Annotated in this window: 10 protein-coding genes; 6 read left to right on the top strand and 4 right to left on the bottom strand. The window is 60.8% G+C overall.

The window, feature by feature from the left end; all coding sequences use genetic code 11:
* Positions 1-10 precede the first annotated feature (10 nt).
* Both AC1Q6J_RS09405 and AC1Q6J_RS09400 read right to left on the bottom strand, forming a co-directional pair.
* Positions 11-1381: a vWA domain-containing protein gene (locus AC1Q6J_RS09405; protein ID WP_492279052.1), complete on the bottom strand. Its 1371-nt coding sequence runs from the start codon at positions 1379-1381 to the stop codon at positions 11-13.
* Between the two features lie 4 nt (positions 1382-1385).
* Positions 1386-2333, bottom strand: a complete 948-nt coding sequence (locus AC1Q6J_RS09400) for an AAA family ATPase (RefSeq protein WP_492279051.1) — start codon at positions 2331-2333, stop codon at positions 1386-1388.
* 271 nt (positions 2334-2604) lie between these two features.
* On the opposite strand from AC1Q6J_RS09400, the gene AC1Q6J_RS09395 reads away from it, so the two are divergent.
* Complete coding sequence (locus AC1Q6J_RS09395) at positions 2605-4227, top strand: ABC-F family ATP-binding cassette domain-containing protein (RefSeq protein WP_492279050.1); 1623 nt, start codon at positions 2605-2607, stop codon at positions 4225-4227.
* A 21-nt stretch (positions 4228-4248) separates the two neighbouring features.
* Here the strand turns inward: AC1Q6J_RS09395 and AC1Q6J_RS09390 are convergent, their stop codons facing one another.
* Together AC1Q6J_RS09390 and AC1Q6J_RS09385 are read right to left on the bottom strand one after the other, a co-directional pair.
* Positions 4249-5544, bottom strand: coding sequence for a c-type cytochrome (locus tag AC1Q6J_RS09390; RefSeq protein ID WP_492279213.1), 1296 nt, complete (start codon positions 5542-5544; stop codon positions 4249-4251).
* A 361-nt stretch (positions 5545-5905) separates the two neighbouring features.
* A complete protein-coding gene (locus tag AC1Q6J_RS09385) occupies positions 5906-6799 on the bottom strand; it encodes a substrate-binding domain-containing protein (RefSeq protein ID WP_492279049.1) in 894 nt (297 codons plus the stop codon).
* Between the two features lie 87 nt (positions 6800-6886).
* On the opposite strand from AC1Q6J_RS09385, the gene AC1Q6J_RS09380 reads away from it, so the two are divergent.
* From AC1Q6J_RS09380 to AC1Q6J_RS09360, 5 genes are all read left to right on the top strand, one after another.
* Positions 6887-7579 carry an ABC transporter permease gene (locus AC1Q6J_RS09380; RefSeq protein WP_492279048.1) on the top strand — a complete coding sequence of 231 codons (693 nt, stop codon included), beginning with the start codon at positions 6887-6889 and terminating at the stop codon, positions 7577-7579.
* Positions 7580-7581: 2 nt separating this feature from the next.
* Positions 7582-8304, top strand: coding sequence for an energy-coupling factor ABC transporter ATP-binding protein (locus AC1Q6J_RS09375; protein ID WP_492279047.1), 723 nt, complete (start codon positions 7582-7584; stop codon positions 8302-8304).
* A 19-nt stretch (positions 8305-8323) separates the two neighbouring features.
* On the top strand, positions 8324-9154 hold the full coding sequence (locus AC1Q6J_RS09370; protein ID WP_492279046.1) for an ABC transporter substrate-binding protein: 831 nt from the start codon (positions 8324-8326) through the stop codon (positions 9152-9154).
* Between the two features lie 65 nt (positions 9155-9219).
* Positions 9220-10350 (top strand): molybdopterin-binding protein, encoded by a 1131-nt coding sequence (locus tag AC1Q6J_RS09365; protein ID WP_492279045.1) that lies wholly within the window; start codon positions 9220-9222, stop codon positions 10348-10350.
* A gap of 10 nt (positions 10351-10360) precedes the next feature.
* A complete protein-coding gene (locus tag AC1Q6J_RS09360; protein WP_492279044.1) occupies positions 10361-12310 on the top strand; it encodes a molybdopterin biosynthesis protein in 1950 nt (649 codons plus the stop codon).
* Position 12311: the final 1 nt, after the last annotated feature.

Genomic DNA, 12311 nt, shown 5'->3' with positions numbered 1-12311 from the left:
AATTCATGTCCTACTGATAAGACGCAACGATATCGGAGATGGCGCGTTCGAGTTGCCGTGCCGTCGCGCACTGGCGAACGACGCTGCAATACGTTGCGTATCGCGGCATCTCGGAATCGCCCATGCCCCAGATCATGCGGCCTTCCGGATTGAGCCATACAAGCCGCTTCGATCTCTCCGAGATGCGGCGAAGGATATCCGCACGCGGATTGAGATTGTTCGTTCGCGCATCGCCGAGTACGATGACCGTTGTCTGAGGTGTTACGTGACGCATCCATTTGGATTCAAAGTCCGATAGTGATTTTTCGTAATCGGACGATCCAAAGCCGACCAGCGACATGATGTCCGACATGGCGGCCTCAGGCGTTTTCGAATCCAGAATCTCGCTGACCTCAACCAGATGACCTGAGAACGCGAACGACCGCACGTCGGAGACGACTTCGTGCAGGCTGTAAATTAGCAGCAGGAAGAAATCGGACACCCTGGCGACGGATCCGCTCACGTCACAAATAGCAACGATCTTCGGCCTGTCGCGATGGCGGCGCTTCCATGTCGTCAGGAACGGGACGCCACCCCATGCAGCATTGCGCCGGATGGTCCGGCGCACGTCGAGGTGCCCGCGCCGCTGGCGCTTGCGGGGCCTGCTGTAGCGTTCGCGAAGCCGCCGCGCCATGACGCGGATGAGCGCACGCATCTGTTCGGCCTGCCGCCGGTCGAGCTGGGAGAGGGATGCATTCTTCAGGATTTCGTTGCGCAGATTTTCGGTTTCTTCGCGTCCGTAAAGCAGCAGCGCCTGCGAGACCCGGTCGCGAACATTTTCACGCAGCGCCTCGGTCGCGACAGCCAGCCGCTCGGCTTCTGAAGGATTGGTCTGGGCCAATTGCTCCAGATCGTCGCGCAGTTGCTGAATGCCGAGCAGATCGAGAATCCTGCTGGAAAAGATGCCGCGCTGGGTGAAAAAACGGATGTCGGACAGGGAAGCGGCGCTGGCAGCATTGGAAATAGCTGCTTCCATCTCGGCGCGATCTTGCGAAAGAAGTGTTTGTGCCAGTTGGCCGAGACCTGCAGACGGTGCGCCGCTTGCGGATTCGGCCTGTCCAGACTCTGAACCATCTTGCTGTTCACTTGAAGCGCTCGGATCGCTGTCGGCTAGGGGTTGATTCAGCTCGGGATGATCGAAGAACAAATCGAAGCAGTCGCTGAGCAGCCGCTTTTCCTCCTGGCTCTTGGCAAGCGTGACGAGGAAGGTATCGCGTAGAACGGACCGGTCGTAAAAGCCGATATCGGCCACAGCCCTCATCGCATCCATACTCTCGGACGGCGAGATGCGAACACCGGCGCCGCGAGCTGCACGGAAGAAGCGATGAAGGTTTTCCCTCATTTATTTATCCGAAGACATTTTGACGGCCAGCTTTGGCCACGAAAGCGCTGACTTGCGGCAGCGTGGTCTCGATGTCTGCCTCATATTTCAAGAGAACATTCAGCGTCTCCTTGACGGTTTCGCTGTCGAGTTCCGACGATTCCAGGAGGACGAGGACACGTGCCCAGTCGATGGTCTCGCTGACTGAAGGCAGCTTTTTCAGGTCGAGCGTGCGGACTTCGTTGATAAACCCAACGATCTGCTTGCGTAGCGATTGCGAGATGCCCGGGACGTGGCTTTCGATGATGCGCTCTTCAAGCTTTTGATCCGGGAACCCGATGTGAAGATGAAGGCAGCGTCGCTTGAGTGCGTCGCCAAGATCACGTTCACCGTTGGATGTCAGAATGACGGTCGGCGGCACGATTGCGGAGATTGTCCCGAGTTCCGGAATGCTGATCTGGAAATCAGACAAAATCTCCAGAAGAAGAGCCTCGAACTCAGCGTCGGCCTTGTCGATTTCGTCGATGAGCAGTACGCAGCCATTGGTCTGTTGCAGCGCCTGTAACAGAGGGCGTGGCTCCACGAACTCACGGGAGAAGAAGACATCGCCAAAATCGTGCAGGCGGCTCAGGGCGGCGGGAAGCGTTTCTGCCCCGCCGAGAACTTCGCCGACCTTGTCTTTCAGGATCTGCGTATAGAGAAGCTGCTTGGCGTATTTCCACTCGTAAAGCGCCTTTGCTTCGTCGAGGCCCTCGTAGCACTGCAAACGGATCATCGAGAGATTGCGCGAGGCAGCGATCGCCTTGGCGAGCTCGGTTTTGCCGACGCCGGCGGGACCCTCGACGAGGATGGGCTTTTCAATCCGCTGCGCGAGATAGACCGCAGTCGCAATCTGGCGGCTGGCGATATAGCCGGCCGAAGCGAGGCTTTTTTCGACTGCTTCGATTGAAGCTGTCGGCAGATGGTCAGTCACGGTCGTTAACTCCGGCTATTGTTGGATCACCCTAAACCGGAGGCAGCCAGCCAGCGAGGGCGTTTGAGTGCATTGCTACGATGCCGCGCGGCCGGCGTCCATATTGCCGGAGAAACTCTGAATAAGACATTGATGTAGAAGAGTTATTTGCTAGATGCGAAACTGCGTATTTTTGAGGTCGCATTCGCGTGGTCTGGCGGTGATACGCACCCTTCCGTGGCCGCGCCACATGGCATAAGACGGCGCAACTCTCTCCCTGACTCGTGTGCAAATGATCCGTCTCGACAATATCAGCAAGCAGAATGGCCATCAGATTCTCTTCATCGAAGCCTCCGCAGCGCTTCAGAGGGGCGAGAAGGTGGGGCTCGTCGGTCCCAACGGATCAGGCAAGACGACACTGTTCCGGATGATCACTGGTCAGGAACTTCCCGACGAGGGCCAGGTCGCCGTCGATCGCGGTGTGACCATCGGCTACTTCAGTCAGGACGTCGGAGAGATGTCGGGCCGCAGTGCCGTGTCCGAGGTCATGGACGGCGCGGGGCCAGTAAGCTCCGTGGCCGCCGAATTGAAGGAACTCGAGGCCGCCATGGCGGATCCGGACCGGGCGGACGAGATGGACGCCATTATCGAGCGCTATGGAGAGGTGCAGCACCGCTTCGAGGAACTGGATGGCTATGCCCTGGAGGGACGCGCGCGTGAAGTCCTCGCCGGCCTGAGCTTCAGTCAGGAAATGATGGACGGCGACGTCGGCGCGCTTTCCGGCGGCTGGAAAATGCGCGTGGCGCTCGCCCGCATCCTGCTCATGCGCCCCGATGCCATGCTGCTCGACGAACCGAGCAACCATCTGGATCTCGAGAGCCTCATCTGGCTGGAAGAATTCCTCAAGGGCTATGAGGGTATGCTGCTGATGACCTCGCACGACCGCGAGTTCATGAACCGCATCGTCGGCAAGGTGGTGGAAATCGATGCCGGTTCGCTGACGTCGTATTCGGGCAACTACGAATTCTACGAGCAGCAGCGTGCGCTCAGCGAGAAGCAGCAGCAGGCGCAGTTCGAGCGGCAGCAGGCGATGCTGGCCAAGGAAATCAAGTTCATCGAGCGATTCAAGGCGCGTGCCTCGCACGCCGCGCAGGTACAGAGCCGCGTGAAGAAGCTGGACAAGATCGAACGGGTGGAGCCGCCCAAGCGTCGCCAGACCGTGGCGTTCGAGTTTCTGCCGGCGCCGCGCTCTGGCGAAGATGTCGTGAGCTTGAAGAATGTACACAAGGGTTACGGCAGCCGCAGCATTTATGAAGGGCTGGATTTCTCCGTGCGGCGCAGGGAGCGCTGGTGCGTCATGGGCATCAATGGCGCGGGCAAGTCCACGCTGTTGAAACTGGTGGCAGGCTCCACGGAGCCGGATAATGGAATGGTGAACCTGGGTGGCAGCGTGAAGATGGGTTACTTCGCGCAGCACGCCATGGATCTGCTCGATGGCGAACGCACCGTGTTCGAGGAACTGGAGTATTCGTTTCCTCAGGCCGGGCAGGGTTCGCTGCGTGCGCTGGCCGGGTGCTTCGGTTTCTCGGGCGATGACGTCGAGAAGAAATGCCGGGTGCTGTCAGGCGGAGAAAAAGCGCGGCTGGTGATGGCAAAGATGCTGTTCGATCCGCCGAACTTTCTGGTGCTGGACGAGCCGACGAACCACCTCGACATGGCGACCAAGGAAATGCTCATCGAAGCACTGTCGCAGTATGAAGGCACCATGCTGTTCGTGTCGCACGACAGGCATTTCCTGGCGGCATTATCCAATCGGGTGCTCGAGCTGACGCCGGAGGGTATACATCAGTATGGTGGCGGCTACACGGAATACGTGGCGCGAACCGGCCATGAGGCGCCCGGCCTGCGAAGCTGAACCAAGGCAAAACTGTCCGGCCTACTTCTTCGTTGCACGCGCCAGGAACTGCACTAGCGCATTGCGGTCTTCTGGCGATCCGATCAGTTGCTCCGGCATTTTCGTGCCCGGCGTATAGGCCGCCGGGCCGACCTCGAAAAGTTTCGAGACTGTTTCCGGCGTCCAGACGATATCGAGTTTCTTCAGCGGTTCGGAGAAATTGTAGCCCGGTAGCGTTGCGATCTTGCGTCCGAAAATTCCCGAGAGCGTCGGACCGGCCTTGTTGGCCTGATCCGGCGTGAGCGTGTGACACGCCACGCAGGCCCGAAAAATTTCAGCGCCACGGTCACCTGCGAAGGCGGTAAGTGGATCATTCGGGTTTTCCTGAATCGTCGCTCCGATCGGTTCCCCGGTGTGCGCGTTCCAGCGCCGGATTACACTGTCGGTGCCGCCGGTCAGAAGTGTGCTGTTGTCCGGCGTGAACGCCACCGACCACACTGGAAGTCCCGGTCCGACAAGCCTGCGGGCAAGCGCGCGCGCCTTGCGATCGACCATCGCAACCGAGCCCCGGACATCCGCGGCCGCGAGCAATGCACCGTCCTTCGATGCGGCCATTGCAATCACCGGGATCGGTCCCGCGGCAGCTTCGCCATCCGGCTTTCCCGCGCCGGTGAGGAAATAGATTTTCCCGTCTGCGCCTGCGGTGGCGATCTCGCCGTCACCGGACACGATCACCGCATTCAGCGGCGTGGGCAGGGCAACAATAGATGGCGAAGCGGTGTTGTCGAGCGGCCAGATACGAACCGTCAGGTCGTAGCTGACACTGACGAGAGACTTCCCATCGGGACTGAACGCGACTCCGTTGACGTTCTGCGTATGACCTTCGAGCACGCGCGCTGTACCACTAGCGAGCGGCCAGAGCCGCACGGTATGATCCCAGGCAGCTGAAGCGAGGGTTGCGCCGTCGGGTGACAGTGCAAGTGCTGCAATCGGTGCAGTGTGTCCCTCGAGTACGCTGTCAGGCTGCTGTTTGCCCGGAGTCCAGATCGCAATGCGGCCGTCGGCGCCTGCGGTTGCTGCGCGGCCATCCCTGAGGAAGGCGGTTGCATTGACGGCATCGGCGTGAAATCGCAGAACCTGTTCGGCTGCATCGCGGTCGAGCGACCAGCGAATTGCGCTGCCGTCGAAGCTTCCCGAGAGCAGCGTTTGTCCGTCGGATGAAATCGCAAGCGCCCGAACCGGGCCGCCGTGGCCGCGTAACTGCGCGATGGCAGGTGACGCGATTAATGCTGCGGTGAGTACACCGACCGCGAGCAATGGGCGAAACCGGTACCCTATGTTGCGATACTCAATGTCTCGCACGGCGGCTCCCTCTGAATACCTACATCTCCGAAGGGTAGCGAAGCATGAAAGCTATGCCCAATAAAGGCATCGCGGCAGTGCGCTGCGCCGGTCACGACGGAACAATAGCGGTACCGGGGCGTTTGCCTCGTTCGGATGCGATATTTTCTGCTCGCTGGAGCCTCGAGATGATTGATCGCTTCACCGCAACGATTCTTGTGAGCGTACTCACAACGGTGCCTGTCTTCGTACAAACGGCGGCGCCGTCAGCTGGCAAACTGTTCAGAGCGACGGCAAGCCGATGAAGGTAAGCCCGGATTGTCTGCCGGACACCAAAACGAAATAGCGATCCAAGCCGTCACGCAAAAAAGCGAACCACCCCGGCAGGAGCGACGTCGTAGCCGGTCAGGTCGGTTGCACGTTGTCGAATCCGCTTTTTTGCAATGAACCCCATTAACGCCTGCAACGCTGGCTTGAAGTAAGAGCGCTGCCTCATCATCAGATCAAAATTTTCCCAGAGCAGCGGCACGAAATCGAGTCCCGCTGCTTTGGCCGCGGCCCGCGTCGCAATGCCGCAATCGGCCTCGCCAGCGCGGATGGCAGCTGCGAGATCGGGACCGGTCAAACACGGTGGATCGAGGCGGCGGAGATTTTTCGGTTTCGCGCCTTGCTGCTTCAAGAGTACATCCAGCAGCATTTGAGCTCCCGCACCCGGCTGCCGAACGGCCATGATCGCCTCGCGCGCGAGTACGTCGGCGAGTCCCGTGAGGTTTTTCGGATTTCCCGGCTGGAGCAAGAGGCCCTGCTCGCGTCGTACAAAGCCGATCAGTACTGCATCGTGCAAGCCGGCCATGGCGCGCACCGCGGTAACATTGGCATCTTCGCCTGAGCCGTTCACTTCATTGTCGGTGTGAAAATGAATCGCGGCGGCGATGGCTTCACCGCGTAAAACGCGTCCGATGCCGCTTTCGGTCCCTTCAACGAGGCTCGCAAGGCCGGAGCCGGATTCGCGCAGGCACCATTCGAGCAATGCATCCTGGCTTCCGCCAACGATGAGGGGCGGGTCGGAGGTGATCATTCCGGCCGGTCGCGCCAAGCCTGACAGCATCCAGCGATCAAGCTCTTCACGCGGGAAAAGCCACTTGCCCGTAACCTTGGTGCAGGGGATCGCGCCCTCGGCGACCAGCTCATAGAGCTTCCGTTCGCCGAGTCGAAGGTAATCTGCTGCCTCATTGGTCGTCAGCATATCCATTCTGCATTTATATGCATAATCCTGCATATTTTCAATTCATTGACACTGTCGAAAAATATGCGGGACTCCGCATGGGGAGGAGATGCAATGCTGGACGGGCTCAGTGCCTGGCAACTGATCGTGAGCGGCGATTCAACGCTGATTGCCATCGTCAAACTATCGCTGGCTGTCAGCCTTTCGGCGGTCGTACTCGCGGCCAGCGTTGGCCTGCCGCTTGGAGCCTTCCTGGCGCTCGCGCGCTTTCCGGGACGTAGCGCCATTGTCGTCCTCCTCAATGCCTTTATGGGGTTGCCGCCGGTCGTCGTCGGTCTTGCCGTCTATCTTCTTCTCTCGCGTTCCGGGCCGCTTGGCGATCTCGGCATCCTGTTCACGCCGTCGGCCATGGTGATTGCGCAGGGAATATTGATCGTACCGATCATTGCGGCGCTGGCACGCCAGACCATCGAAGACCTTTGGGCCGAGTATCGCGATGAACTGTCGGCGATGGACGTCGGTTCGCTTGGCCGCATGACGACGCTGCTGTGGGATGCGCGTTTCAGTCTGCTGACCGCATTGCTCGCCGGTTTCGGCCGGGCGGCGGCAGAGGTCGGTGCCGTCATGATCGTCGGCGGCAACATTGAGGGTTTCACCCGGACCATGACCACGGCGATTGCACTTGAGACATCGAAGGGGAATCTGCCGCTCGCGTTGGGGCTTGGCTTGATTCTCGTCGCTCTTGTTTTTGCGATCAATGCCGCCGCATGGGGCGCGCGTATCTGGTCCGAACGGCAGGCGGGGTGAGCATGCGGGCGCCGGTTACCGATCTTCCCGTCGTTCTCGATCGTGTCTCCGTTCGCGCTGGCGCGACGACAATTATCGATTGTTTGAGTCTGACGCTCGCATCCGGTGCGCCAACAGTGGTGGTAGGGCCGAACGGAGCGGGCAAGAGTACGCTGCTGCGGCTCTGCATGGGGCTCTCGGTACAGACCGAAGGCGCGATCACCTGGGGCGGACGCCCAGACATCAAGCCAACACGGCGCGCGTTCGTATTCCAGCGTCCGGTGATGTTGCGCCGGACCGCCGCCGCCAACATCGCGTATGGACTGACCCACGCGAACTACCCGCGCGAGAAGGTCGCTGCGCGCACAGTGGAATTGCTCGAACGCGTCGGTCTCGCTGAACTCGCCATGCGTCCCGCCCGTCGTCTGTCCGGCGGGGAACAGCAGCGGCTCGCCCTGGCGCGGGCGCTGGCGCGAGACCCCGAATTGCTTCTGCTCGACGAGCCGACCGCCAATCTTGATCCGGCGGCAACACGCAGCGTCGAGGAAATTATCCGTGCTGCCGCGCAATCCGGGATCAAGATTGTCATGGCATCGCACGATCTGGGCCAGGTGCGACGGCTTGCCGGCGATGTTGTTTTCATGGTGCGCGGCGCCGTTCGCGAACAGACGCCTGCCGAAAACTTCCTCAAAAACCCGGCGACGCCGGAAGCGGTGGCTTTCGTGCGCGGCGATCTCGTCGTTTGAACACTCATAAGGACACGTCATGACACATCGATATGCCTACGCTCTGGTCGCCTTGCTGCTTACGGCAGTATTGGCGACGCCAATCTCTGCCCAGGACAAATCCATCGTCGTAGCCTCGACGACATCGACCCAGGATTCCGGCCTGTTCGGGTACATCTTGCCCCTGTTCAAAGCCAAGACCGGCATCGAGGTGAAGGTGATTGCGCAGGGCACCGGGCAGGCGCTCGATACCGCGCGTCGCGGCGACGCCGATGTCGTTTTCGTGCATGCCAAATCGCAGGAAGAAAAGTTCGTCAGCGAGGGGCAGGGCGTGAAGCGTTTCGATGTCATGTATAACGACTTTGTCCTGATTGGCCCTAAAACTGATCCCGCGGGTGTCAAAGGCAAGGAAGTCGTCGTTGCGCTGAAAACCATTCAGGAAAAGGCCGCGCCGTTCGTTTCGCGCGGCGACAAGTCCGGCACGCACTCGGCTGAGCTTGCCTTGTGGAAGCAGGCCGGGATCAATCTCGAAACCGCCAAGGGTCCATGGTACCGCGAGATAGGTCAGGGCATGGGCGCCGCGCTCAACACTGCGGGCGCGATGAATGCCTATGTCATTTCCGATCGCGGCACCTGGCTGTCGTTCAAGAATCCCGGCGATCTCGCAATCGTGGTCGAAGGCGACAGGCGGCTTTTCAACCAGTATGGTGTCATCCTCGTGAACCCTGAAAAACATCCCGCGGTGAAAAAGGACCTTGGCCAGAGCTTCATTGATTGGCTGATTTCAGCCGAGGGTCAATCAGCCATCGCCGCCTACCAGGTCAACGGCAAGCAGCTGTTCTTCCCCAATGCCGAAAAGAAGGCGTCCTGACGAGCCCGTGCGAACCGGTCCATCCGGCGGTTGCTAAGCCGCCGCCAGATGGTCCACCATCAGGCATGATTCAGACACAGCGTTTGACGGCGGCGCTCACGCCGCTCGATGTTGCACTTGGGTTGCTGTGCAGCGACCTGAAACCTGTCGATGCCATTGAAGTGTCGCTGGCAGAGGCAATCGGCCGTGTCGCAGCCGAGACTCCTCCGCTGAAAGCGGCGTTGCCCGCCTTCAACGTGGCAGCGACAGACGGATGGGCGCTGCGCGCGCACGACATCGTGGGCGCATCGTCCTATTCGCCGCTTCAGCTTGCGAAATCGCCGCGCTGGGTCGAGGCCGGCGAGCGTCTGCCGGACGATTGCGATTGCGTGCTGGATGCCGACCTTGTCGAGCAGGCCGGGCCGTTGTTTCAGGTTCAGGCAGAAGCCGTTCCCGGTCAGGGAATCCGCCGTGCCGGGGATGACATCGCCGCGGGGCGTTCGATTGTCGAAGTGGGTCGGCCTGTCGGCGCGTTCGATGTGCTCGCTGCTCGTGCGGCGAGACTTGAGCGCGTGACGGTTCGATCTCCGCAAGTTCGCGTGATCGATGTGCGTGCCGCCGACGGCAGCACGGCGTCGTCGCAGTTTATTTCCGATTTCGCGAGGGCCGTTGGCGCTCGGGTGACGATGTTGCAAACAAGTGGACGCGATGCCGCGTCGATAGCTGCCGCTATGAGGGCGGGGGCGTGCGATTTGCTGGTGACCGTCGGCGGCACGGGGGGAGGCCGCACGGATGCGACAATTCACGCCATCAAGGAATGCGGTGCGCTGTTGGCACATGGACTTACGTTACAGCCAGGACGCACAGCGGCTGTCGGAAAGATCGGCGCGACGCCCGTGGTGACGGTGCCCGGTCTACCCGATCAGGCGTTGGGCGCTTGTCTCGCGCTGGTTCAGCCGGTGCTGGACGTGCTGACAGTACGAATGCCGCGGCAGGAAATCATTCGCCCCCTTGCGCGGAAGATTTCTTCAGCTATCGGTGTGGCAGAAATCGCGTTGCTGAAAATGTCGGATGAGGCATGGATGCCGCTTGCGACAGGACAGCTTTCGCTCGATGTCATCGCTCGCGCCGACGCCTGGCTTGCCGTGCCGGGAAACAGCGAGGGCTATGCCGCCGGAACGTCGGTAGGTGCGCTTGTCCTTCGCAAAATGTCATGAGTTTAGTGAAATGAACAAGTCGGACCCAACTTCGAGTCGCGATCGCGCGGGTCAGGATCAGTTTCTTACGATCCTCTCGCGTGAGGAGGCGTTTGCGCGATTTGAAGCTGCGCTTTTTCCTCGCGACCTGGCGGTTGAGGAGCGCGCGCTTTCTGATGCGCTCGGTCTGGCTTTGGCGAGGGATGTCGTGGCGGCAATGGATGTGCCGCCGTTTGATCGTTCCAACGTTGATGGATTTGCCATTCGTTCCGCCGATCTGGCGGCTGCGGGCGAGGCATCGCCCGTCCAGCTTCAGTTGAACAACGAGACAATTGCCTGCGGCACAGCGCCGGCATTGCCGGTGGTGCAGGGTTCGGCAACGCCGATTGCCACGGGCGGCCCAATTCCACGCGGCGCGGATGCCGTGGTGATGATCGAGCATACACAGCCGTTGCGCGATGACGCGATCGAAATACGGCGTGCTGTTTCTCCGGGACAATTCGTTTCCTATGCAGGCTCGGATATCGCGCGGGGTGAGATTTTGCTGCGCGCGGGCACGCTGGTCGGCTCGCGTGAAATCGGCATGCTCGCCGCATCGGGTATCGCGCGCGTTCCGATGACGAAGAAGCCGCGCGTTGCGATCATTTCAACCGGCGACGAACTCGTTCAACCCGGTCTGCCGCTGCGTCCGGCTGCGATCTACGACACCAACGGTGCGATTGTCGCGGCTGCGGTGTCCGAAAATGGCGGCGAGGCTGTGTTTCTCGGCGCGTTCCCGGACGAGGAGGATAAGCTCGAAGCTGCGATGCGCGAGGCGCTGGCAACCAGCGACATGCTTCTTCTGTCCGGCGGCACATCGAAAGGCGAGGGTGACATTTCCCATCGCATCGTCGCGCGACTCGGCAAACCAGGCATCGTCGCGCATGGCGTTGCGCTGAAGCCGGGAAAGCCGCTGTGCCTCGCGGTGTGCGATGGCAAGCCTGTCGTTATCCTGCCGGGGTTTCCCACGTCGGCAATGTTCACGTTTCATGACATGATCGTGCCGGTGTTGCGCCGCCTCGCGGGATTGCCGCCGCGCAACGATGCGCGCGTGATGGCGAAAGTGCCGGTACGCGTTGCATCGGAGCTTGGCCGCACCGAATTCGTCATGGTGTCGCTGGTGGAAGGCGACGATGGATTGATCGCCTATCCGTCGGGCAAGGGCTCCGGCGCGATCACGTCGTTCGCGCAGGCCGACGGATTTCTGAAGATCGATGCACTCGCGGACCAGATGCCGGCAGGAACCGACACCGAGGTGACGCTGCTCACGCCACATGTCGGTGTGCCTGATCTGGTGATCGTCGGCAGCCATTGCACAGGGCTCGATGTTGTCACCGCGCCGCTGGCGCGCGCCGGACTGTCCGTTCGGTCGATCTCGGTGGGAAGCCTCGGTGGACTTGCCGCAGCCCGCCGCGGCGAATGTGATCTCGCGCCGATGCATCTCTTTGACGAGAAGACCGATACTTACAACACGCCGTTCCTTATCCCGGGTCTTGAACTCGTGCCGGGTTATCGGCGTATGCAAGGAATCGTGTTCCGTGCAGGCGACAAGCGTTTCGAGGGTCTGAATGCCGAGGATGCTGTACGTGCGGCGCTGAAAGATTCCTCATGTCTGATGGTCAACCGCAATCGGGGCGCGGGGACGCGCATTCTGATCGACCGTTTGCTCGGAGATGCGAGGCCCGACGGCTACTGGAATCAGCCGCGCTCGCACAATGCGGTCGCGGCTGCCGTGGCGCAGAACCGCGCCGACTGGGGCATGACCATCGCACCGGTCGCGCGTGCGGCTGGACTGGGCTTCATTCCGTTCGCCGAAGAGCACTACGACTTCGCGCTTGTGACTGCGCGAAGACAGCGCCCTGCTGTGCAGGCTTTTCTGGATTCGCTGACGTCATCGGAAACGCGGGCGGCGCTGGAGCATGCTGGCTTCCGTCCGGCATAAT

It is taken from the genome of Afipia sp. MLSD5-FHT05B12 (assembly GCF_058793355.1).
The sequence above is the reverse complement of the archived record's forward strand: the minus strand, read 5'-3'. Positions and strand labels throughout refer to the sequence as shown.